The 22,712-nt window shown below is 75.0% G+C and carries 18 protein-coding genes and 2 pseudogenes; 8 read left to right on the top strand and 12 right to left on the bottom strand.

Going from position 1 to position 22,712, the window contains the following annotated elements; translation table 11 throughout:
- Nucleotides 1–16: 16 nt before the first annotated feature.
- Genes ABZ937_RS03485 through wecB form a run of 4 tightly spaced genes read right to left on the bottom strand, consistent with a single transcriptional unit; the run spans nt 17 to nt 5,775 of the window.
- A complete protein-coding gene (locus ABZ937_RS03485) occupies nt 17–2,209 on the bottom strand; it encodes a glycosyltransferase (RefSeq protein ID WP_361685176.1) in 2,193 nt (730 codons plus the stop codon).
- On the bottom strand, nt 2,206–4,023 hold the full coding sequence (locus tag ABZ937_RS03480; protein ID WP_361685174.1) for a hypothetical protein: 1,818 nt from the start codon (nt 4,021–4,023) through the stop codon (nt 2,206–2,208). The genes ABZ937_RS03485 and ABZ937_RS03480 overlap by 4 nt, the downstream gene beginning before the upstream one ends.
- Entirely contained in the window at nt 4,023–4,694 is a 672-nt protein-coding gene (locus ABZ937_RS03475; protein ID WP_361685172.1) for a class I SAM-dependent methyltransferase, read from the bottom strand. The genes ABZ937_RS03480 and ABZ937_RS03475 overlap by 1 nt, the downstream gene beginning before the upstream one ends.
- Complete coding sequence (gene wecB / locus ABZ937_RS03470) at nt 4,687–5,775, bottom strand: UDP-N-acetylglucosamine 2-epimerase (non-hydrolyzing) (RefSeq protein WP_361685170.1); 1,089 nt, start codon at nt 5,773–5,775, stop codon at nt 4,687–4,689. Before wecB ends, ABZ937_RS03475 begins: the two co-directional genes overlap by 8 nt.
- A gap of 119 nt (nt 5,776–5,894) precedes the next feature.
- On the opposite strand from wecB, the gene ABZ937_RS03465 reads away from it, so the two are divergent.
- The 3 genes from ABZ937_RS03465 to ABZ937_RS03455 are packed head-to-tail and all read left to right on the top strand — an operon-like array spanning nt 5,895 to nt 9,934.
- On the top strand, nt 5,895–7,346 hold the full coding sequence (locus ABZ937_RS03465) for a glycosyltransferase family 4 protein (RefSeq protein WP_361685168.1): 1,452 nt from the start codon (nt 5,895–5,897) through the stop codon (nt 7,344–7,346).
- Nucleotides 7,347–7,395: 49 nt separating this feature from the next.
- Nucleotides 7,396–8,730: a nucleotide sugar dehydrogenase gene (locus tag ABZ937_RS03460; RefSeq protein WP_361685166.1), complete on the top strand. Its 1,335-nt coding sequence runs from the start codon at nt 7,396–7,398 to the stop codon at nt 8,728–8,730.
- Between the two features lie 55 nt (nt 8,731–8,785).
- The gene (locus ABZ937_RS03455; RefSeq protein ID WP_361685164.1) at nt 8,786–9,934 is read left to right on the top strand and encodes a glycosyltransferase; all 1,149 of its coding nucleotides are present in this window, start codon (nt 8,786–8,788) and stop codon (nt 9,932–9,934) included.
- Between the two features lie 12 nt (nt 9,935–9,946).
- On the opposite strand, the gene ABZ937_RS03450 is transcribed toward ABZ937_RS03455, so the two are convergent.
- Nucleotides 9,947–10,537, bottom strand: a complete 591-nt coding sequence (locus ABZ937_RS03450; RefSeq protein WP_361685162.1) for a TetR/AcrR family transcriptional regulator — start codon at nt 10,535–10,537, stop codon at nt 9,947–9,949.
- A gap of 74 nt (nt 10,538–10,611) precedes the next feature.
- Here ABZ937_RS03450 and ABZ937_RS03445 point away from each other — a divergent pair.
- Nucleotides 10,612–11,517: pseudogene (locus tag ABZ937_RS03445) on the top strand (NAD(P)-dependent oxidoreductase); the annotation flags it as partial.
- 9 nt (nt 11,518–11,526) lie between these two features.
- Here ABZ937_RS03445 and ABZ937_RS03440 read toward each other — a convergent pair.
- Entirely contained in the window at nt 11,527–11,964 is a 438-nt protein-coding gene (locus ABZ937_RS03440) for a PPOX class F420-dependent oxidoreductase (protein ID WP_361685160.1), read from the bottom strand.
- A 90-nt stretch (nt 11,965–12,054) separates the two neighbouring features.
- Here ABZ937_RS03440 and ABZ937_RS03435 point away from each other — a divergent pair, with 90 nt between their 5' ends.
- From ABZ937_RS03435 to ABZ937_RS03425, 3 genes are read left to right on the top strand one after another with little or no spacing between them, the layout of a single operon-like run.
- Nucleotides 12,055–12,636, top strand: coding sequence for a TetR/AcrR family transcriptional regulator (locus tag ABZ937_RS03435; protein WP_361685158.1), 582 nt, complete (start codon nt 12,055–12,057; stop codon nt 12,634–12,636).
- Nucleotides 12,633–13,982 carry an MFS transporter gene (locus ABZ937_RS03430; RefSeq protein ID WP_361685156.1) on the top strand — a complete coding sequence of 450 codons (1,350 nt, stop codon included), beginning with the start codon at nt 12,633–12,635 and terminating at the stop codon, nt 13,980–13,982. Before ABZ937_RS03435 ends, ABZ937_RS03430 begins: the two co-directional genes overlap by 4 nt.
- Nucleotides 13,983–14,021: 39 nt before the next feature.
- On the top strand, nt 14,022–15,245 hold the full coding sequence (locus ABZ937_RS03425) for a serine hydrolase domain-containing protein (protein ID WP_361685154.1): 1,224 nt from the start codon (nt 14,022–14,024) through the stop codon (nt 15,243–15,245).
- 12 nt (nt 15,246–15,257) lie between these two features.
- On the opposite strand, the gene ABZ937_RS03420 is transcribed toward ABZ937_RS03425, so the two are convergent.
- The 4 genes from ABZ937_RS03420 to ribA form a co-directional block, all read right to left on the bottom strand.
- Nucleotides 15,258–16,415 carry a saccharopine dehydrogenase family protein gene (locus ABZ937_RS03420; RefSeq protein ID WP_361685152.1) on the bottom strand — a complete coding sequence of 386 codons (1,158 nt, stop codon included), beginning with the start codon at nt 16,413–16,415 and terminating at the stop codon, nt 15,258–15,260.
- Nucleotides 16,412–17,470, bottom strand: coding sequence for a saccharopine dehydrogenase (locus ABZ937_RS03415; protein ID WP_361685150.1), 1,059 nt, complete (start codon nt 17,468–17,470; stop codon nt 16,412–16,414). The genes ABZ937_RS03420 and ABZ937_RS03415 overlap by 4 nt, the downstream gene beginning before the upstream one ends.
- Nucleotides 17,467–18,612, bottom strand: coding sequence for an FAD-binding oxidoreductase (locus tag ABZ937_RS03410; RefSeq protein WP_361685148.1), 1,146 nt, complete (start codon nt 18,610–18,612; stop codon nt 17,467–17,469). The genes ABZ937_RS03415 and ABZ937_RS03410 overlap by 4 nt, the downstream gene beginning before the upstream one ends.
- A 91-nt stretch (nt 18,613–18,703) precedes the next feature.
- The gene (gene ribA / locus ABZ937_RS03405) at nt 18,704–19,375 is read right to left on the bottom strand and encodes a GTP cyclohydrolase II (protein WP_361685146.1); all 672 of its coding nucleotides are present in this window, start codon (nt 19,373–19,375) and stop codon (nt 18,704–18,706) included.
- 38 nt (nt 19,376–19,413) lie between these two features.
- On the opposite strand from ribA, the gene ABZ937_RS03400 reads away from it, so the two are divergent.
- A complete protein-coding gene (locus ABZ937_RS03400; RefSeq protein WP_361685144.1) occupies nt 19,414–20,190 on the top strand; it encodes a creatininase family protein in 777 nt (258 codons plus the stop codon).
- A 206-nt stretch (nt 20,191–20,396) separates the two neighbouring features.
- Here the strand turns inward: ABZ937_RS03400 and ABZ937_RS03395 are convergent.
- Nucleotides 20,397–21,647, bottom strand: a pseudogene (locus ABZ937_RS03395) (lysylphosphatidylglycerol synthase domain-containing protein); the annotation flags it as partial.
- Nucleotides 21,644–22,609, bottom strand: coding sequence for a class I SAM-dependent methyltransferase (locus ABZ937_RS03390; protein WP_361685425.1), 966 nt, complete (start codon nt 22,607–22,609; stop codon nt 21,644–21,646). The pseudogene ABZ937_RS03395 and the gene ABZ937_RS03390, both read right to left, overlap by 4 nt.
- Nucleotides 22,610–22,712: the final 103 nt, after the last annotated feature.

The raw sequence follows: 22,712 nt of genomic DNA, 5'->3' as shown, positions 1-22,712 counted from the left end.
GCTGGGCGCGCGCGTGTCAGCCGTGTACCAGCAGGTCCGTCCAGGACTCCGCGACGCGGTCCAGCGCGTAGGACTCCCGTACCTGGGCGCGCGCCACGTCGGCGGCGGACCGCCAGGTGTCCTGGCTCTCGCCGAGCCCCGCGATCGCCTCGGCCATCTCCTGGGGGCCGGGGTGGATCCAGCGCCGGTCGTAGATCTCGTCCGCGCCGGGCCACGGCAGCAGTGCCGGTACCGCGCCGGAGGCCATGCCCTCGGCCGGGGCGAGGTGGAAGCTCTCGTCGTCGCTGGTGGACAGGACGTGTCCGATGCGGCGCAGCCAGCTCGCCACGTCCGCGCCGTAGTCGTCGAAGACGACCGCCCCTTCGAGCAGCGGCGAGGTCTGGACGCGGCGCAGGATCGCCTCGTAATGTCCGCGTTCCTCCGGTTTGTTCCAGATCCACCAGTACTCCCACGCCGGCTTGGACTTGACCGACAGGTGCCAGCGCCGGTCCCGGGCGCGCAGCGTCTCCAGTACGTCCAGGCCGAGGTCCAGGCGTTTGCGGCTGGGCGCGACACCGATCATGCCGAGGCGGTACCGGGCGCCCGGCGCCTTGGGCCGGTCGAGCTGGTCGGCGTCCACCCAGTTCGGGACGACCACGACCTTGTGCTCCGGCCAGCCGGTGTGCTCCAGGGTGCGGCGGGCGTAGTACGGGCTGACGCAGATCACCCGGTCGACGGCGCCGATGTCGACCTGGCGCGGCCACTCGGCGTCCAGTTCGAACCGGTGCAGCCGGATCACCAGCCGGCTGCCGCGCCGCTTGTGGCGGCTGTACCAGACGGCGGCCGGGCCGCACCACTCGACGACCACCACGTCGGCCCAGTCGGCGAGTTCCCGGCTCGCGGCCGCGTCGTGCCGGGCCAGCGCGGGCCAGGCGTCGATGCGGACGTCGAGCCCGGGCAGGGCGCGGAAGTGGTCGATGAGCCGGGTGAGGAACTTCAGGTCGTGACCCGCGACGCCGACCCGGAGCGGGCGGGTGCGGTGGGTGACGCCGGCGGGTGCGGGCGGGAAGGCCCGGTCGAGATGGGTGCGCCAGCGGGCGGCGGCGGCCTGGAGGGTGTAGCGGGAGGCTGCGTCCCGGCAGCGGGCGGCCGCGAGCCTGCGGGCCTCGGGGTCGCGGGCGGCGCGGGCCACGGCCTCGGCGGCGTCCTCGGGTCCGGCCCGGCCGGGGACGTAGAGGGGATAGTCGGCGCCGAGCAGCGTCTCGTGCGCGGGGGTGCGGTTGAGTACGACGGGCAGGCCGAGGGCGCCGAACTCCAGGACCTTCGTGGACAGTTCGAGGCTCGCGTCGAGCTGGGGGTCGCGCCAGCCGAGGCCGACGTCGCAGTCGGCGGCGAGGCGCATGGCCTCCTCGCGGGGCTGTCCGCCGTGGTGGTGGACGCCGAAGGTACCGCCGTGCAGGGCCCGGAACATGGCGTCCTGGAATCCGGGGTGGGCGGGGTCGTCGTGGATCTTGTCGCCGACGGTGTGGAGTTGGGCGCGGACGCCACGCTCGGCCAGCAGGGCCGGCAGCCGGGTCATGGGGAGGGTGTTCCACAGCGGCGCGAACTTGCCGGTGTAGACGAGCCGCAGGGGGTCGTGCGGCCGGTCGTGGTCCGGTACCGGGAAGCCGGGCTCCGGCACGGCGGGCGGGCTGAGGACGCTCCGGCCGCACGCCTCGGGCACCCACGCCTCCAGGAAGCAGCGCAACTCCTCGGTCTGGCAGAGGAGTTGCTGGGAGGCCGCGGCGATGCGGGAGAGTTCCGCGCGGGCCTGCTCGGTCATCGCGGCGGCGGACTGCGGGATGTCGGTGAGGTAGGCCCAGATCCGCCCGTCGAAGTGGCCGTCGGCGACGACCCGGCCGACGAGCCTGCGCCCGCGCAGCACGAGCAGGTCGCAGGGTTCCTCCTGGTCGAGCCGGGTGAGCAGCCGCGAGGCCTGCAGCGGGGACAGGGGCCGGCCGCCCTGTCCGGGGACCAGCCGTTCCTCGGCGGGCCGCACGAGTCTCACCCCGGGCAGCCCGGCCAGCGGATCGGTCAGCCGCCCGGTGAGCACCGGGGCCTTGAGCACCAGCCGGGTCTCGCACCCGGCGAGCGACAGGGCCTGCACGGTCGACTGGGCCCAGACGGCGGATCCGTCGATGAGGTTGAGGTCCACGTCGCCGTAGACCAGTGCCCGTACCACGCGACTCATGACGGCTCCTTCCCGCGTACGGCGAACAGGCGGTACCCCCGGCCGCACCAGCTCTCGGGCGGGGCGCCCGCGAGGTGCAGGGAGCGGCGGACCAGCAGCGGCTGCCGCAGCGCCGGTACGAACGTGTAGTCGGCGCCGGCCGGTGCGTGGCCCAGCGCGTCGGCGCCCGAGTACTCCTGGGCGCACATCAGGTCCAGCAGCAGGGTGTCCGGGCGGTCCTCGGCGAGGTCGGTCCAGTCGGCGACCCAGGCCGCGGTGGGCGGCCCGGTGCGGACGGCGACACCCGCGGCGTCGAGTTCGTCGAGGCCCGCCGCGTCGGGCACGACCACCTCGGCGGGGCGATGCTGCTGGCCCAGCACCTGGGCGACCAGCCGTGCCACGTCGTGCCGGTCGCGGGGCGCGGCCAGCACGGCGACCCGGCGTCCGTCCAGCGGGTCGGGGGCGCCGACCAGCCGGGCGAGTTCGGCCAGCCGCACCCGGGTGCTGTCCCACTGGAACGCCTCCCGCAGCCTCTCCCTGCCGTCCTCGGCGGGGTCGAGCCGGTTCAGCCGTACGCCGGTGTCGGCGTCGAGGACGGCGTCCCAGGCGAGGTGGGCGAGGCCGGGCGCGGCGGACGCGGGGGCGTCGCGCCACAGGACGGCCGACCGGCCCAGCGCGCGGGCCTCGGTGAGGAGTCCGGCCAGTCTCCGGTCCAGGTCGGGGGCCAGGCCGGTGCCGGCGAGGGCCCAGGGGCCGTCCCCGGTGCAGGCGCTCAGCTGCACCACGACCGCGTCGGGATCGGTGCGCCGCACGAGCAGCGCGCCGTCGTGCGGGAGCGGCCGGTTCACGACGGCGTCCGCCGCGAAGTCCTCGGCGGTGCGGTCGGTGAGCACACCGGCGAGCACGAGCCGGTCGCGGGGGGCTGTGGAGAAGGCGCGGTGCACGAGGTGGAGGCCGTCGTCGGCGGCCACGGCCGTGGCTCCGGCCCCCGCCGCCCGGGACGCCGGCGCGGGCTTCCTCGCGGCACGCCCCCGCCACAGCCCGTACAGCTCCCGTGGCAGCCCCGCCACCTCGCGCCGCGGTGACCGGGCCGCGGACACCAGCGCCTTGCCGACCCGCAGCGAGGTCGAGCCCTCCAGCATGGCCACGCGGGCCTGCAGCACCTCGACCCGGTCGCGGGCCCCGCGCAGGGCGGCGGCCAGCTGCTCCTTCTCCCGTACGGCGGCGGCCAGCCGGTCGGCGAGCCCGTCCTCGCGGACGGCGTCCCGGGCGCGTTCGGCCTCCTCGGCGCGGCGCTCCAGGTCGAGGTGGCGGGCGCGCAGCGTGCGGGAGACGAGGTCGGTGAAGACGTACTCGTCGGCGATGCGCAGGGTGGTGGCGAAACCGTCCGCCGGCACCGGGCGCCCGAACCAGTCGTGCGGCGGCAGGAGTTCGTCCGCGCCGAGGCGGGCGAAGACCGCGCCCGCGTGCAGGTGCGCGTAGCCGAGCGGGGTGGCGCGCAGCACCTGGCAGCGCTGGGCCACCAGGCCGTCCAGGAGCCGGTGGTAGGGCGGTTCGGGTCCGGGGTGGCCGAACAGGAGCAGGCCGCGGGCGCCGGGCCGGACGCGTTCCAGCACCGCGAGACAGTCGTCCTCGGTGCCGTGCAGGGCGGGGTCCGGCCCGTACGAGAGGAGCACCAGCTCCCCCGCCTCCACGGCCCGTCGCCCGTCGTCCTCGCGCAGGGCGACTCCGTCGGGGAGGTGGAGGTAGGGGGCGAGGCGCAGGCCGTGGCCGGCCGCGTCGACGACCGTGGTGACGCCGTCCAGGTGCGGGTGGAGCAGATCGGTCAGACGCATCAGCGGATCCTCGTGAAGACGTGGAAGCCGACCTCGATCTCCCGGAAGCCGTACGGCCGGAACTCGGTGTGCCGCAGGCCGAGGGGTTCGAGTACGGCGCGGTAGGCGGCCGCGGGCCGGTGCAGGATGTAGTCGCCGCGGGCCCGGGGTACGGCGGTGTCCTCGTCGGTGACGATCAGCCGGCCGGTGAGGCGGACCAGGGAGGCCAGGTTACGCAGCGCCGCCGACCACTCCGCGTCGTCGAGGAGGTGGAAGAGCACGTCGACGCTGAGCACGATGTCGTACGGCCAGGGGCTGCGCCATGCGTCGAGCCGGGCCCGGGTGTAGCGCGGGCCGCCGCCGGCGGCGCGGGCCCGGTCGAGCGCCTCCTCGCTGGCGTCGAAGGCGTCCACGCGGTGGCCGCAGCGGGCCAGGGCGCGCGCGAAGTAGCCCTTGCCGCAGCCCGCGTCGAGCACGTACAGCGGGGCCACCGGGCCGCTGAGGTCGCCGACGAGGGCGAGCAGGGTGCCGAGCCGGAGTGCGTAGAAGAGTTCGTTGCCGGGCCGGTCGAGGCCGATGTGGCCGCCGGAGGCCAGCTCGTCCCGCTCGCGGTGGCGGGTGTCCCAGTAGTCGGGCGGACCGTCGTGGTCGCCGTCAAAGGTGCGGTGTTCGCCGCGGATCGCGTCAGTCATGGTGCTCCAGCCACTGGGTGACCACACGGGCGATCCGGGGGCCCGCCTCGCCGTCCCACAGCGGTGGCCCTTCGGTGGGCGCGGCCGGCCCGCCGTCGAGCGCCTTGCGCAGCGCGGGGACCAGTTCCCGGTGGGTGACGAGCCGGTTGGTGCCGTGGGTGACGGTGACCGGGCGTTCGGTGGTGGTGCGCAGCGTCAGACAGGGCACGCCGAGGACGGTGGTCTCCTCCTGCACTCCGCCGGAGTCGGTGATCACGGCGGCGGCGCCCCGCACCAGGCTCATGAACTCGACGTAGCCGAGCGGTTCGAGGAGGTGCACGCCGGGCGCGCCGTCCAGGCCCGCCCGGCGCAGCGCGTCCCGGCCGCGCGGGTGCAGCGGGACGGCGAGGTCCAGGTGGCGGGCGGCCTCGGTGAGCGCGCGGGCGGCGGCGCGGGCGGCCTCGGGGTCGTCGACGTTGGCGGGGCGGTGCAGGGTGACGACGCCGTAGCGGCCGGGCAGGCCGTACGCGGTGCGGGCGGCGGCCGGGTCGAAGAGGTCCAGGTGGGTGCGGAGGGTGTCGATCATCGGGTTGCCCACGAAGTGCACCCGGGCCGGGTCGGCGCCCTCGCGGGCGAGGTGGCCGACGGCTTCCGGGCTGGTGACGAACAGCAGGGCGGCCAGCTGGTCGACCAGGCGCCGGTTGACCTCCTCCGGCATCGCCATGTCGAAGCTGCGCAGGCCGGCCTCGACGTGGGCGACCGGGACGCCCAGCTTGGCGGCGGCCAGGGCGGCGGCCAGCGTGGAGTTGACGTCGCCGTAGACCATGACGAGGGCCGGGGCGCGGGCGGTCAGTTCGCCCTCGAGCGCCACCAGCAGGTCGGCGGTCTGCCGGGCGTGGCTGCCGGAGCCGACGCCGAGGTCGGTGTCCGGCCGGGGCAGTCCCAGCTGGCGGAAGAACACGTCCGACATCCGGGCGTCGTAGTGCTGGCCGGTGTGGACCAGGGCCTGGTCGCAGCCGGCCGTCCCGAGCGCGGCGACGACCGGTGCCGCCTTCACGAAGTTGGGCCGGGTGCCGACCACATGGAGTACTCGGCCGTTCATGTCCTCGCCTTCCGTCGGCGGTCGAACACACAGGGACGGGAGGGATGTCCGTGCCGGACCGGCACCGGGGCCCGGCCGTGGCCGAGGCGCGCGGCGGTCCGTCGGCCTACCGTGGCGGCATGTCCCGTCGTATCCCCCGCGCTGTCAGTCTGGCCGCATCCGTGGCCTGGGGCGAGTTGCGGCACGATCCCGCCCGGGCCGCGCTGCTCGGCGTACGGCTGCTGCCCGCGCGTGTGCGGCGCCGGGTGCGGCCGGTGGAGCGGTGGCTGTCCGCCCGGGCCCGCGCGGCGGGGCCGGGCGCGGCGCCGTCCGCCGTTCGGGTGAGTGCCCCGGCCGGGCGGCCGGTGCGGCCGGTGCCCGGCCGGGTGCTGCATCTGGTGACCAACTCGCTGCCGTTCGCCCACGCCGGGTACACCGTGCGCACGCAGAAGCTGGCCGAGGCCCAGCGGGCCGCCGGTCTCGATCCGCATGTGGTGACCCGGATCGGGTTCCCGGTGGCGCGGGGGGTGCTGGACGCCGCTCCGGGGCAGACCGTCGGCGGTGTGCCGCAGCACCGGCTGCTGCCCGCCTGGCTGCCGTACGGGCAGGGTCCGCTGCTGGACCGCAACGCCGAGCTGGCGGGGCGGCTGGTGGAGCGGCTGCGGCCCGCCGTGCTGCACGCGGCCACCGACCACGGCAACGGCCGGGTGGCCCTCGCCCTGCGGGAGGCGTACGGGCTGCCGGTCGTCTACGAGGTGCGGGGCTTCCTGGAGGAGACCTGGCTGACCCAGGCGCCGGGCCGCGGCCGGCGGGACGCCGTGTACCGGATGCGGCGCGAGCTGGAGACGTACTGCATGCGGGAGGCCGACCTGGTGCTGACGCTGGGTGCCGCGATGAAGGCCGAGATCGTGGCGCGCGGGGTGCCCGAGGAGCGGGTGCTGATCGCGCCGAACGCCGTGGACGAGAGGTTCCTGGCGCCGCCGCCGGACGGGGCGCCGGTGCGGGCCCGGCTCGGTATCGCCCCGGACGAGTACGTGGTGGGCACGGTCGGCAGCCTCACCCCGCACGAGGGGATCGGCACATTGCTCCATGCGGGTGTAGAGCTGCGGCGGCGCGGGGTTCCGCTGCGGCTGCTGATCGTGGGTGACGGTCCGGAGCGCGCGGCGCTGCAGCGGCTGGCCGCCCGGCTGGGTCTGGACGACGGCGCCGCCCTGTTCACCGGCCGCGTCCCGCACGCCCAAGTGCGTGATTTCTACGCCGTGTTGGACGTGTTCGCGGTGCCGCGCACCGACGAGCGGGTCTGCCGCCTGGTGACCCCCCTCAAACCGGTCGAAGCGATGGCGAGCGGCCTCCCCGTCACCGCGAGCGATCTCACCGCCCTGAGAGAGCTGGTCGAACCGGAGGTGAACGGACGGCTAATTCCGCCTGATTCCCCCCTTTCCTGGGCTGATGAACTCGAAATGGTGCTTTACAGTCATAAGCGGCGACTCGAATGGGGAGCCGCCGCTCGCGCGATGGTCGCGCGGGAACGCACCTGGGACCGGGTCGCCGCGACGACCCGTGAGGCGTATCGCTCTCTCGGATGCGTCTGAGCCCCGCGCACCCCCCACCAGTCCAGCCGTGAAGGCCGGGTGAATCCCTATGCAGGCCAAGAGGACCCATCCGCTCGGGGACAAGGTCGAACCGCTCGGGGACGAAGAAGGGCAGAGACCCTCCGGCGACGTCGAACTCGCCGTGATCGGGCTCGGTTACGTCGGGCTGCCACTGGCCCGGGAAGCGGCCTCGGTCGGCCTGCGCGTCGTGGGCCTGGACCGCGACCCGCGTGTCGTCGAAGGGCTCAACTCCGGCCGCTCGCACGTCGACGACGTGTCCGACGCGGACGTACGGCGGATGCGGGAGGCCGGTTTCACCGCGTTCACCGACGACGCCTGTCTGGCGCGCGCGCAGACCGTGGTGATCTGCGTGCCGACCCCGCTGAGCGAGGACGGCGGACCCGATCTGGGCGCGGTCGTCTCGGCCACCCGCGCGGTGGCCGGCCGGCTGCGGCGCGGGCAGCTCGTGGTGCTGGAGTCCACCACGTACCCGGGCACCACCGAGGAGGTCGTACGGCCGCTGCTGGAGGAGTCCGGGCTGCGCGTCGGCGAGGACGTCGCCCTCGCCTTCTCCCCCGAGCGCATCGATCCGGGCAACACCCAGCACGGGCTGCGCGAGACCCCGAAGGTGGTCGGCGGCTGCACCCCGTCCTGCGCGGTGCGCGCGGTGGCCTTCTACGGCAAGTTCGTGAACATGGTCGTGCAGGCGAAGGGCACCCGCGAGGCCGAGATGGCCAAGCTGCTGGAGAACACCTACCGGCACGTGAACATCGCCCTGGTCAACGAACTGGCGATCATCAGCCGCGAGTTGCACGTGGACGTGTGGGACGCGATCCGCTGCGCGGGCACGAAGCCCTTCGGCTTCCAGGCCTTCCGCCCGAGCCCCGGCGTCGGCGGCCACTGCATACCCATCGACCCCAACTACCTCTCGTACAAAGTACGTTCGTCGCTGGGCTACGAGTTCCGGTTCGTCGAGCTGGCCCAGGAGATCAACCGGCGGATGCCGGAGTACGTGGTGCGCCGCGCCCAGGACCTGCTGAACACCGCCGGCCGCCCGCTGCGCGGCTCCCGGGTGCTGCTGCTCGGCGTCACCTACAAGGCGGACGTCGCCGACCTGCGCGAGACCCCGGCGCGGCCGGTGGCCCGGCTGCTGCGGGAGCGCGAGGCCGACATCGCCTTCCACGATCCGCACGTGCCGCTCTGGTCGGTCGACGGGGTGACCGTCCCCCGCGTCGGCGACCTCCCGGCCGCGCTGCGCGCGTACGACCTGACGATCCTGCTCCAGGACCACTCCGCCTACGACCTGCCGGCCCTCGCGGACACCGCACGGCTGCTGTTCGACACCCGCGGACGGATCTTCAAGCCCGGCGTCGAAGTCCTGTAGCCCCCCTCGCCCCGGCATCAGCCGTTGCCTCCGCGCGGAGTTGAAAGGCGCTGCCATGCGGATACTCGTCGTCACCGTCGTCCATCACCCCGAAGACGCCCGCATACTCCACCGGGAGATCGGCGCGCTGCTGGAGCGCGGCCACCAGGTGGTGTACGCGGCCCCGTTCGCCGCCCGGAACACCGCCCCCCGGCCGTACGTCGAGGGCGTCGACCTGCCCCACGCGGCCGGCCGGGACCGGCGCGCGGCGCTGCGCGCGGCCCGGGCGCTGCTCACCGAGCACGGCCCGGCGGCGGACGTGGTCCTGCTGCACGACCCGGAGCTGCTGCTGGCCCTCCCCGGCACGCTGCGCCGGCTGCGCCGGGCGGGCCCGGTCCCGGTGACCGTGTGGGACGTGCACGAGGACACGGCGGCGGCGCTGGCCATGAAGGCCTGGGTGCCGCGGCTGCTGCGCCCGCCGCTGCGGACGGCGGTGCGGGCGGCGGAGCGGCTGGCGGAGCGCCGGCTGCGGCTGCTGCTCGCCGAGGACGCCTACCAGGACCGCTTCCGCCGCAGCCACCCCGTCGTGCCCAACCTCGCGACCCCGCCGGCCGATCCGCCCCCGCCGCCCGGCACCGACCGGGTCGTCTACCTGGGCCAGCTGTCCCGGGCGCGCGGCGCGCTCGACCTGATCGCCACGGCGCGGCTGCTGGCGCCCGCCGTCCGGGTCGAGGCGATCGGCGCCGCGGACCCCGACGTACGGGACGCGCTCGCGGCGGCCGACCGGGACGGGGTGCTGCGCTGGCACGGCTTCCTGCCCAACGACCGCGCGCTCGCCCGGCTCGCCGGCGCGCTGGCCGGCCTGTCCCTCCTCCACGACCAGCCCAACTACCGGCACTCCCGGCCCACCAAGGTCGTCGAGTACATGGCCCACGGCGTGCCGGTGGTCACCACGCCCACCCCGCTGGCCGCGGAGCTGGTCGAGCGGCACGGGTGCGGTCTCGTCGTACCGTACGGGGATCCGCGGGCCGCCGCGGACGCGGTCCGCCGGCTCGCCGGCGACTGTGGACTGCGGCTGCGCACCGCGCGGCTGGGCCGGGAGGCCGCCCTGTCGGAGCTGAACTGGCGGCACCGGGCGGCCGACTTCGTGGGCCGGCTGGAGTCCTGGGTCGAGGAGGAGTCGGCCGGGGCCACGGTCGCGGCCGGCCCGGCGCGCACGGGCTGATGCCGCCCCCGGTCAGGGGTGTGCGGCGGCGTCGAGCAGCGGGCCGAGTTCCCGCACGGCCGTGGTGAGGGGCCGTACGTCCCGCTCGGCGCGGGCCAGCAGGATCGCGCCCTCCAGGGTGCTGATCATGAGGGTGGCCAGGGAGCCGGCGCGCGCGGCGGGCACCCCCATGTCCGTCAGCGCCTCGGCGACCGGCCCCCGCCAGGCGGCGAACGCGGCTGCCGCCGCCTCGCGGGTCGAGTCGTCCGAGGAGGCCCTGTCGACCGTGGCGGCGGCGACCGGGCACCCCGCCGCGAAGCCGTCCGCCGCGTACTCGTCGGTCCACTGCGCGGCCATCGCCGCGAACAGGCCGCTCGGCGTCGGCTCTTCGAGTCCCGCGAGGAAGCGGGCGACGCGCTTGCCGGCGTACCGGCCGGCCCACGCGACCGCCTCGTTGACCAGCTGCTCCTTGCCGCCCGGGAAGTAGTGCTGGAGGGAGCCGCGCGGAGCCCGCGCGTGCACGGCCACCTCGCGCATGCCGGTCGCGGTGACCCCGCCCCGCCGGATCAGCTGGGCCGCGCTGAAGACCATCCGCTCCCGCGGTCCGTGCCGCGCCTGCGTCATCGTCGACCTCCGTTCGTCGCCCGCCACTCTATGACCGGTGTCATAACGGCGGCTACTATGACCACTGTCATAGTCGGCCCGCGGCAGCGGAGGGCGGCCCCATGCAGGTCGGATTCATCGGTCTCGGAGTGATGGGCCGGCCCATGGCCCTGCGGCTGGCGGCCGCCGGCACCCCCCTGGTGGTCTGGAACCGGACCGCGGACCGCGCGCGGCCGCTGCGCGCGGCCGGCGCCGAGGTCGCTGCGGACGCCGGCGAGGTGTTCGCGCGGGCGGAGGTGGTGCTGCTGATGCTCGCCGACGAGGCCGCGGTGGACGCGGTCCTCGGCCGGGGCACGCCCGAGCTGCCCGCACGGGTCGCGGGCCGCACGGTCGTGCACATGGGCACGACCTCGCCGGAGTACTCCCACGCACTGGAGACCGACGTCCGGGCCGCCGGCGGCCGGTACGTCGAGGCGCCCGTCTCCGGGTCCCGGGTGCCGGCGGAGCAGGGCCGGCTGATCGCCATGCTCGCCGGCGAGGAGGCCGCCGTGGCCGCCGTACGGCCGCTGCTCGCGCCGATGTGCCGGGAGACGTTCGCGTGCGGGCCGGCACCCGGGGCGCTCCTGATGAAGCTGTCGGTGAACCTCTTCCTGATCACCCTGGTGACCGGGCTGGCCGAGGCGTTCCACTTCGCCGAACGGCAGGGCCTGGACCGCCGGCTGTTCCTGGACGTCCTGGACGCGGGCCCGATGGCGAGCGGGGTCTCCCGGATGAAGGCGCCGAAGCTGCGCGAGCGGGACTTCGCGGTGCAGGCGGCGGCGCTGGACGTGCTGAAGAACAACCGGCTGATCGCCGAGGCGGCCCGCAAGGCCGGTCTGGCCTCACCGCTCCTCGACGTCTGCCACACCCTGTTCGAGGAGACGGTGGCGCAGGGGTACGGCGGCGAGGACATGGTCGCCGTGCTGCGGGCGATCGAGACGCGGACCGCCGAGGCGTCGTAGACGGGCGGATCAGCTCCCGGGAACGCCGTACGCCCGGTCGACGCGCAGCCGCACCACCAGGCGGCGGTCGCGGACCATGGCGGCGCGGTAGTCGTCCCAGTCCGGGTGCTCGCCGCCGATGTCCCGGTAGAGCCGGACCAGTTCCTCGACGGTCTCGTCGTGCGGGTCGGCGGCGACCGGGGTCAGCTCCGCGGTGCCCTCGGCGACGGTGTACGCCCAGCGGTCGTCGCTGGTGACGTGGTACGAGGCACGCGGGTCACGGCGGAGGTTGCGGGTCTTGGCGCGGTCGTCGGTGACCGAGATCCGGATGATCCGCTCGTCCGGGTCGTAGGCGTGGCTGACGTTGGACAGCTGGGGGCGGCCGTCGCGGCGGAGGGTGACGAGGACGCCGGCGTGGCCCGCGGCGAGCAGGCCGAGCAGCGCGTCCTGGGTGGGGTCCTGAGTCATATCCGGGTCAACTCACAGCCGCGCCCTGTGCATTCCCTGGCGGACGCCGATCGGTAGACACTGTCTACTCTCACCTGGTAGACAGTGTCTATGACCGAGTCCGACATCAGCCTGCGGGACCGTCTCGTCGACACCGGCGTGGAGCTGCTGGCCGCCGAGGGCCCGCAGGCGCTGACGCTGCGGGAGATCGCCCGGCGCGCGGGCGTCTCGCACGGGGCGCCGCGCCGCTACTTCCCCACCCGTCTGGAACTGCTGTCCGCCATCGCCCGCCGCGGCTTCGCCGACCTGGCCGAGCGGGCGCACGTCGCGCTGGAGCGGCAGGCGGGCGGACCCCGCGCCCGCGTGGCCGCGCTGGCCCGGACGTATCTGGGGTTCGCGCTGGACCGGCCCGGGATGTACGAGCTGATGTTCCGTCACGATCTGCTGGAGAGCGGGCGGCTGGGGCTGCGGGAGACGAGCCTTCCGCTGTTCTCCCTGCTCACGGACCTGATCGGCGAGGCGGACCCCGCTGCCGACGCCCGGCGGACGGCGGGCGCCCTGTGGGCGAACCTGCACGGCATGGCCCAGCTGTGGCGCTGGCGGAGCCTGCAGCTCGCCACCGGCGAGGAGGACCTCGGGCCCCTGCTCGACGCCGTCCTGGCCGCGCACCTGGGTCCCGAGGGCGGCCGGTGAACCGGCCCTGGACGCTGGCGAGCAGCGTCGCGGGCGCGGTGGTCGTCGCCCTGGACGGTACGGTCCTCACGGTCGCCCAGCCCAGCCTGCAACGGGAGATGCACGCGTCATTCGCCGAGGTGCAGTGGACCAGCACCGCGTATCTCGTCGCGGTGGCGAGCCTGCTGGTGTTCGCGGGGCGGCTCGGCGACCGGTACGGGCAGCGGCGGCTGTTCGGGCTCGGCATGCTGGGGTTCGGCGCCGCCTCGGCGGGTATCGCCGTCGCGCCCACCGTGGGCTGGGTGATCGGGCTGAGGGCCGTGCAGGGGGTGTTCGGGGCGCTGTTGCAGCCGGCCACGCTGGGCATGCTGCGGGCCGCCTACCCGCCGGACCGGCTCGCGTCGCCGCTGGCCGTGCGGACCGGCGCGATCGGACTGGCGGCGGCAGCGGGGCCGCTGGTGGGCGGGGCGCTGGTGACCGGCCTGGGCTGGCGGGCGGTGTTCCTCGTCAATGTGCTGCCCGCTCTCGCCTTCGGCCTGCCGGCCCTGCTGCGGCCGGACCGCCGCCCGGCACCCGCCCGGACCCCGCTGGACCTGCCCGGGGCCGTCCTGCTCGCGGTGTCACTGGCCTTCCTGGTGTACGCGCTCACCGCCCGGCCCGTCTCCGCCCCGGCTCTCGCCGTGTCCGCGGTGGCGGCGGCCGTCCTCGTCCGGCACGAGCGGCGGACACCGGGCCCGCTGCTACCGCCGGAGGTGATCGGCTCCCGCGCGATCGGGGCGGCGCTCGGCATCCTGGTCGCCGTCTCCGCGTCGCTGTTCGGCACCCTGTTCGTCGCCACGTACGTCCTGCAGCGCCGCCTCGGTCTCGACCCGTTCGACAGCGCCCTGCGCAGCCTGCCGCTCGCGGTGCTGATGGTGCTCTCGGCGGCCCTGTGCCCGGCACTGCTGCGCCGGTGCGGTGCGCGCGCCACGACGGCGGGGGCGACGGCGGCGCTCGCGCTCGGCGTCCTCCTGCTGTCCCGGACCACGTCCGTCACCGGACTCGGGTGCGGGTTCGCGCTGCTGGGCGCCGGATTCGGCACGGTGATGGTGGCGGCCACCCAGGTGATCGTGCGACGGGCGGAGGTGACGACGGCCGGGGTCGCGGGCGGCCTGCAGCAGACCGCGCTGAACGTCGGCCCCACCGTGGGCGTGGCCGCGGCGACCGCGCTGCTCGGCACGGGCACCGGGCCCGCGCTGCTCACTCTGGCGGCCGTGGCCGCGCTCGCCCTCCCCGCAACCCGCGCGCTGCCCGCCCCGGCCCGCGTCACGTCGATCACACCCACCCCCGACGAACCGGCCCCGGCCGACGCTCCTGCGCGACGATGAGGGACGGACACGGGCCGGCGACGCGACCGGAGGAGAGCGATGGCACAACTGCGACAGGACGTCGACGCGGCGGAAGCCGGACTGGACGACGCGGCACTGAAGCGCCTGGACCGGCACTTCGCCCGGCACGTCGACGAGGGGCGCCTGCCCGGCTATCTGGTGGCGGTGGCCCGTGGCGGGCGGGTCGCCCATCTGACCGCCTACGGTCTGCGGGACGTCGCCGCCGGGCTGCCGGTCGAGCCGGACACGCTGTGGCGGATCTACTCGATGACCAAGCCGGTCACCGCGGTGGCGGTGCTGCTGCTGGCGGAGGAGGGCCGGCTGTCCCTGGACGACCCGCTGGACCGCCATCTGCCCGCGTTCGCCGAACCCCGGGTGTACGAGGGCGGTTCGGGCGCCGAGGTGCGCACCCGTCCGGCCGCCGGCCCGATCCTGATCCGGCATCTGCTCACCCACACGGCGGGCCTGACCTTCGGCTTCTACCACCGCCACCCCGTGGACGCCCTGTACCGCGAGGCGGGCCTGGAGTACTCGGTGCCGCCGGGCGCCGCACTCGCCGAGACCGTCGAGCTGTACGCGCGGATGCCGCTGCAGTTCGACCCCGGCACCCAGTGGAACTACTCGGTCGCCTCCAACGTGCTCGGCCGGGTGATCGAGGTGGTCTCGGGGCAGCCCCTGGACACGTTCTTCGCCGACCGGATCCTCGGCCCGCTCGGCATGACCGACACCGGCTTCCAGATCACGCCCGGACAGGCGGGCCGGCTGGCCGAGTTGTACGGCGAGACGGACGAGGGCGGGATCGAGCGGATCCCCGGGCTGCCGGTGCACGGCCGGCCGCGGTTCCTGTCCGGCAGCGGCGGCCTGGTCTCCTCGGCCCATGACTTCCACCGGTTCATGGAGCTGCTGCGCCGGGGCGGCGAACTGGACGGCGTACGGCTCCTCGCGCCGGAGACGCTCGCCCTGATGACCCGCAACCAGCTGCCCGGCGGGGCCACCATCCGCGCCTTCGGCGCCCCGGTCCACCAGGAGCCGAGCATGGACGGCCTCGGCTTCGGCTGCAACGTCTCCGTGGTCACCGACCCCACGCGCACCCTGGCCCCGTCCCACCTCGGCACCTACGGCTGGACCGGCGTGGCCACCACCGCGTTCTGGGTCGACCCGGCCCACGATCTGACCGTGCAGTTCATGACCCAGGTGCGCCCGAAGAAGCTGAAGGTCTTTCCCGAGCTGCGGCGGCTGGTGCACGCGGCCGTGGCCGGCTGACCCGGCGGCCCGCTACTGGCCCAGGGTCAGGGTGAACTCCAGCCCGTCGTCGGCGAGTTCCGCCAGCCACCGGTCCGACCGCTGGGCGCTGCCCGCCCCCCGGTGCAGACCGGCGGACAGGCTGCCGTCCAAAATATGGCGGACGCCGACGGCGAGCGGGCGGGAGACGCACCGGGCCATCGCCGACTCCCCGGCCTCACCGGTCACATCGAGCAGGTACGCGCCCGTCCAGGCACGGCCCTCACCCGCGTCGACCTCCAGGGAGACGGAGAGCACCACCCGGTCCCGGTCGGCCTCCGTGGTCGGGTAGGCGGCCGCCAGCTCCCGCGCCAGCGCGGCGATCCGGTCGTCGTCGCCCGCGGTCAGCTCCTCGAAGACCGGCTCCCACGCCTTCAGCCAGCCGTCCAGGCGGAGGGTGCCCCGGACGAAGGTGCGCGGGGTCCAGGCGTCGGGCAGGTCGTACTGGTCGATGAAGGGGATGCTGTCGCGGTTGGGGTAGGCCTCGAAGGTCTCGCCGTCCAGGACGAGCGTCCGGGTCGCCTCCCAGGGCCGGTCGGCCGTGGTCTCGGTGCCGTCCTGGAGGTAGCGCGCGGGCGAGCGGAGGGCGGCCAGGACACCGAGCGGAGCCCAGCTGAACCGGTACCGGAAGTCGTTCGGCACGGCCGGGACGCCGCCGCAGTACGAGGTGAGCCGGTAGAAGGCCGGGGTGTGCTCGCCGATCCGGGCCCGGGCCCGGCCGATCAGGCTGTGCGCGAAGAGGTGGTCGACGCCCGGGTCCAGGCCCGCCTCGGTGAGCACGGCGAGACCGGCCGCGCGCGCCGCACCGGCATGCGCCAGCAGCTCCGGCGACACATAGCTGGAACAGGCGAAGTGCGCCCCGGCGCGCACGCACGCGGCGAGCAGCCCGGCGTGCCGCGGCGCCGGCAGCATCGACACCACGACGTCCCCGGGCGCGAGCACGGTGGCGAGGTCGGCCGGGTCGGTGAGGGCGCGGGGCTCGGCGCGTCCCGTCAGGCCCAGAGCGGCCAGGGCCTCGGCCGCGCGCTCCGCGGTGCGGTGCCAGAGCAGGACCCGGTCCGCCGTCGCGCAGAGGGCGGCAAGCCCGCTGCCGGTGGACAGTCCGGCGCCGACCCAGTGGACGGTGCCGCTCGCCGGGACACGGTCGGTCATGACTGCAATTCCCCTTCCGGGATGCCGAGTTCACGGCAGGCCTGGTGGAACCGGTCGAGGCAGCGGCCCCAGGCGCCGCCGGAGCCGAAGGCGAGCAGCTGCGGCAGCAGGGCCGCCGAGAAGTCGGCGCTGGACTCCCGGGGCAGCAGCGAGGGCAGGTTGTCGATCGCGATCAGGTCCAGCGGGGGCTCCTTGCGCAGCCGGCGCACGGGCTCCGTCCAGTCCGTGGTGCGGTCGTAGACCGGCAGGACGTTGAACGGGGAACCGACGTCGCAGCTGACGTCGCACAGGGTGCGCAGCCGGCGCCCCGGGGAGTCCAGGTCCTCCTCCCGCAGGAACGGCGGGACCGGGCCGGTCGCGAGGACCGCGTTCACCATGACGTCGTGCCGGAGCAGGGCCCGTCGGTCGAGGTCCCGAGTCTCCGCCAGGTCCCAGCGGGTCGCGTCGACGCCCGCCGTGCGGAAGGCGGCCCAGGCGCCCCGCCCGCTGCGGCCCAGGGCGCCGATCACCAGCGCGGTGAACCCCTCGTCCCCGGCGGCCGGGCGCAGTACGGCGTCCAGCTCGCCCTTCGCCGTCGGGGTGAGCGGCGCCGTCAGCCGGCCCCGGTGCCGGAGCACGGCGAGCGCGGCGCCCAGGTAGCCCGCCCAGAAGCCGAAGGCGGCGAGCCTGCGCCCCTCCTCGTCCACCAGGTACTCCAGGTCCAGCAGCGCCCCGCCGCCGGCCGCGAACCGGCGCAGCAGCTCGGCGGCGCCCGGCTGCCGCTTGTAGGCGTGCCCGAAGAAGATGTGCCGGTGCGGCAACTCGGCCGGCTCGTCGGGGAGTTCCTTGAGGCCGAGGATCACGGCGTCCCGGGGTGCGGTCACCCAGGAGCCCGCCGGGGCGCGGCGGCAGCCGGCCGCCTCGTACTCCTCCACCGGGAAGATCCGCTGCCGGGACTCCTCGACGGTCAGCGTCATCCCGCTGTCGACCAGCCGGCGGGCGTCGGCGGGGACGACCGGCGTGCGCCGTTCGGTCGTCCGTGGCTCGTGGCGCAGCCACAGGTGCGGCTCGGTCATACCAGGTTCGCCTCCGGGCGCGGGGCGTCGACCGCGAACCGGCCGGCGCTCAGGGGGCTGATGTCCAGGAAGGGTACGCGGCCGAGGTACAGGTCGCGGATCACCTCGCCGACGGCGGGTCCCTGGAGGAAGCCGTGCCCGGAGAAGCCGGTCGCGTACAGGAAGCGGGACACGGAAGCCGCCTCGCCGATCAGCGCGTTGTGATCGGGGGTGTTCTCGTACAGCCCCGCCCAGCCGCCGGTGCGGCGCAGGTCGAGCAGGGCGGGAGCGCGCCGCTGCATCGCCTCGGCGAGCCGCGGGATCCAGCGGTCGTGGGTGTCGGTCGCGAAGCCCGGCCGCTCGTCCGGGTCGGACATGCCGAGCAGCAGCCCGGGGCCCTCGCGGTGGAAGTAGAGGCTGGTGGTGAAGTCGATGGTCATGGGCAGCGTGGGCGGCAGGCCCGGCACCGGCTCGGTGACCGCGATCTGCCGGCGCAGCGGCTGCACCGGCAGCTCCACGCCCGCCATCGCGCCGACCGCCCGCGACCAGGCGCCGGCCGCGCAGATCACCGTGTCCGTCTCGATCCGGCCGCGGGTGGTGCTGACGGCGGTGATGGTGTCGCCGTGCAGTTCGATGCCGGTGACCTCGGTGTGGCGCAGGATGCGGGCGCCGTGGGTGCGGGCGGCGGTGGCGTAGCCGTGGACGACGGCCTCGGGGGTGCAGTGGCCGTCGTCCGGGGAGTACGCGGCGGCCAGCAGGCCGTCGGTGGTGATCAGCGGGGAGAGCCGGTGGGCCTCCTGGGGGGTGAGCAGGCGGCTGGGCACGCCGAGGGAGTTCTGCAGCCGCACGCCCGCCTCGAAGGAGGCGACCTCCTCAGGTGTGGAGAGCAGGAACAGATAGCCGACCCGGTGCAGCCCGATGTCCTGCCCGACCTCCTCCTCGAAGCGGCCGAACGCCTCCAGGCCGCGCGCGCCGAGCTGGATGTTCAGCTCGTCGGAGAACTGGGCCCGGACCCCGCCCGCGGCCTTGGAGGTGGAGCCGGCGGCGAGTTCGTCCCGCTCGACGAGGACGACGTCCCGCACTCCGGCGCGCGCCAGGTGCCAGGCGATGCTGGTGCCCATCACCCCGCCGCCGACGATGACCACCCGGGCCCGAAGGTTCACGCCGCCGCCTCCTTCCCGCTCCACCGTCCCACCGTGCGGCACGATCGTCCTCTGATCCTGTCCACCCGGCCGCCCGTCGAACCGGACGGTGTCAGGAGCCGTGGGCGACGGCGTCCAGGTGCGGCAGGTGGTGGTCCATCCGCTCCCGCTTGGTCCGCAAGTAGGTGATGTTGCTCTCGCACGGCTCGATCAGCAGCGGCACCTGCTCGGCGACCTGGATGCCGTGCCGGACCAGCGCCTCCCGCTTGCTCGGATTGTTGGACATCAGCCGCACCGAGCGCACCCCGAGGTCGCGCAGCATCTCGGCGGCGACACCGTAGTCCCGGGCGTCGACCGGCAGGCCCAGCGCGAGGTTCGCCTCCACCGTGTCCAGGCCCTCCGCCTGCAGGGCCATCGCGCGCAGCTTGGCGAGCAGCCCGATGCCGCGGCCCTCGTGCCCCCGCAAGTAGACGACGATGCCGCTGCCTTCGGCGACCACCGCGCGCATGGCGGCCTCCAGCTGGTCACCGCACTCGCAGTGCCGGGAGCCGAACGCGTCCCCGGTCAGGCACTCCGAGTGCAGCCGCGTCAGCACGTTCTCGGTACCGATCTCGCCGTACACCAGGGCCACTTGCTCGTCACCGCGGTCGTGGTCCAGGTAGCCGATCGCCTGGAATTTCCCGTACACGGTGGGCAGCGGTGCATTCACCACGCGTTCCGCACCCGAACGCCGCGGGGACTTCTTGCCGAGTACGCCGATGTTGACGCCGGTGTTTTCTGTCATGATCTTATTCCTAAGCAGAGACGAAAGGCCGTGAAAAGATGAGTGGTTCGGGCGCGCGAGTGGCGGCGTACGGAGTGGCGAGCGGCGTGGTGCCGACGGACACCACGGAGGACGTACGGACGCGGGGGGCGGGCGTTTCAGCACAGGTCGCCGTCCTTCCCGTCGGGAGCTTCGAACAGCACGGTCCGTACCTTCCGCTGGCGACCGACACGCTGGTCGCCTGCGCCGTGGCCCGGGAGATCGCCGCCGCGTACCCGGTGCACCTCCTTCCTCCGGTGACGGTCTCCTGCTCGCACGAGCACGCGGCCTGGCCGGGGACCGTCAGCATCTCCGCCGTGACCCTCCACGCGGTGGTCTCGGACATCGCCGCGTCGCTGCGCCGCTCGGGCGTGGACGCGCTGGTCGTGGTCAACGGGCACGGCGGCAACTACGTGCTGGGCAACGTCGTCCAGGAGGCCTCCGCGCGCGGCGAGCGGATGGCGTTGTTCCCGGCCGCCGAGGACTGGGAGACGGCACGGGAGAGGGCCGGCGTGGTCACCTCGCTGCTCACCGACATGCACGCGGGAGAAATCGAGACCTCGATTCTGCTGCACGCTCACCCCGAATTCGTCCGCCCTGGTCACGAGTCCGCCGATTTCACGGCCGACGACCGTCGTCATCTACTCACCGTGGGAATGTCCGCCTATACCGAATCGGGCGTCATCGGCCGTCCTTCCCTGGGTTCGACGGAAAAGGGAAAGGCACTACTGGCGAGCCTGACGGAATCCTTCGAACCGTATTTCGCACTGCTCACCCCGTCCGCGGAACAGGAGTAGCCCGGGGCCGGGACGCGGCCGGGGCCCATGGGGGCGGCCCCGGTCGGCGCAGGGTCGTCGGACAGGTGGTCGTCGGCGGGCCGGCCAGGGGCGGGTACGGCTCCGAGGCCGGGCGTGTCGGGCGTGGTGCCGGGGGCCGGTGTGGGGGTTTCGGTGCGCAGGCCCTCGTACCAGCGCCAGACCAGGACGACGGCACCGGGCAGGCTCGCCACGAAGCTGAGCACGCCGTAGACGACGGCGACCGCGACTCCGCTGTCCGCGCCGAGCCCCGCCGCGCCGAACGCCCACGCGGTGACACCCTCGCGGGGGCCGAAGCCGCCGACGTTCAGCGGCAGGCCCATGGCCACCAGGGCGAGCACGGCGAGTGGCAGCAGCACCGCCACCGGGGCCGCCGAGCCGGCGACCCGGGCCGCCACGACGAACATGGCCAGGTGTCCGGCCAGGACGACCGCGGACGACAGGGCGACGCCCGGCCCGCTCTGCCGGGACGCCAGGCCCTGGCGGGCCTCGCCGAGGGTCTGGCGCAGCGCACCGCCCCGGCGGGCCGGTGCGCGGTTCATCCGGACGGCGAGTACGACGGCGAGCGCGCCGACGACGGCCAGCGCCACCAGCGGGGCGAAGCCGCGGACCTCGGCGCGCACCGGGGACGGCAGGGTCAGCAGCAGCACCGCACCGGCCACGGTCAGCGCGATCTGCCCCGCCACCCGCTCCAGGACCACCGCCTTCACCCCGCGCCGGAGGTCACCGGCGCTCTGCCCGTGCCGGACCGCCCGGTGCACATCGCCCAGGATCCCGCCGGGCAGGGCTGCGTTCAGGAACAGCGCCCGGTAGTAGTCGGCGGTCGCGGGGCCCAGCGGCAGCCGCAGCCTGAGGCCCCGGGCCACCAACTGCCAGCGCCACGCGCTGAACACGGTGGTGACCACGCCGATCCCCAGCGCGGCCAGCACCGTCACCGTGTCGATCCGCCGCAGCCCGTCGAGCAGCGCACCGGTACCGAGCCGCCACAGGAGAGCGCCGAGGATGACGGCACCGGCGACGGTCCCGAAGTGGGTCCGCAGGGCACGGGAGTTCAGGCGCCGGGGGGTGGGGGCCTGCGCGGCTGCTTCCGCTTCCGTGGGGGGCGCCGGGTGCGCGGACGCCCGGCGGACGGGGCTCGCGTCCGCCGCGGTCACGTGCGGGCGGGGCGCGTCCGCCGCAGTCGCGCACGGGCGGGGCGCGTCCGCCGACGTCAGGCGCGGACGGGGGGCGTCCGCCGACGTCAGGCGCGGGCGCGCCGGGGCCGGCTCCAGTGCCACGCGCGCGCGTGCCTGGTCCGACCCCGGCACCACACGCTCGCCGGCCGCATCCGCCGGTGTCGTGCACGCGCGTACCGCAGCCGTCGGTGTCGTACGCACGCGCGTGCCACTGTCGGTCGTCCGTGGCGCCCTCGTGCCGGCTGCCGCCCCGCTCGCGTTCATGCCGCTCCGCCCCTCGGTCGGGGCAGGGCCAGCAGGTCGCTGTGGTGGACGGTGACCCGTAGTGTGCCGGCCGTGCAGGCGGCGAGCCGTGCGGTCAGGTACCGCTCGGCCCGCTCGCGCAGCTCCGGCCGCTGTTCGACGGCCGCGCCCACCCAGCCGCGCAGCCACTGCTCGGTCAGCGCGGCATCCTCGGGGCGGCCGAGCCGCCACGGGCTCGGGTGGAGGCGGACCGTCGCCCCGCGCTCGGCGAACGCCTCGCAGGCCACGGTGACCGCGTCCGGGCCGAGCAGCCCGGCGCGCCGCTGATGGGCGTTGAACGCCTCGGCGATCTCGGCGTCCAGGGGGTCCCCCGGGGTGAGTTCGACGCGCCCGGCGACGGACAGGGTGAGCAGGGCCGGGCAGCCGGCGCCCGCGCAGGCGTCCGCCAGGGCCTCGACCTCCTCGCGGGTGAGGACGTCGAGCAGCGCGGACGCGGTGACCAGCGAGGCACCGGCCAGCGCGTCCGGGGTGAGCCGGGCCACGTCACCGCGCCGGGTCTCGACCGTGACGCGGCTGCCGTCGGCGGCGGAGCGCGGGGAGGCCACGGCGGCGAAGTGCAGCAGGTAGGGGTCGCGGTCGTGCAGGATCCAGTGCTGGGCGCCGTCCAGGCGGGGCGCGAGCCAGCGGCCCATCGAACCGGTGCCGCAGCCCAGGTCGTGCACGACCAGTCCGCCCGCCCGGCCCGGCAGGTTGGCCAGCCGGATCCGCAACGGGTCGAGCAGGTCCTGCGCGCGAGCCGCCGCGTCGGCGCTCTCGCGCAGTTGCAGCCACTCGGGCGCGTACCGGGGCTGCTCCTCGGGGCCGTCGTCCCGCAGCCGTACGGTGGCCCGCTCGCCGGGTCGGGTCACGGGCCCGGCACCGGCGATGACCGGAGCGTCGGCGCCGTCGGTGCCGGACGCGGACTCCCCCGTACTCACACCCATGTCCACGACGTCCACGCTCGGTACCTCCTCGCTCCGCGCACGTGCGGCCGTCCGCACGGACTCCCCCTCACCGGGGCCTGGCTGGGCCGGGATCAGGCCGTCC

Origin of the sequence: Streptomyces sp. NPDC046727, assembly GCF_040645635.1 — a bacterium.
In the GTDB taxonomy this organism is placed as follows: domain Bacteria; phylum Actinomycetota; class Actinomycetes; order Streptomycetales; family Streptomycetaceae; genus Streptomyces.
This window is presented reverse-complemented; position numbering and strand designations above follow the sequence as displayed.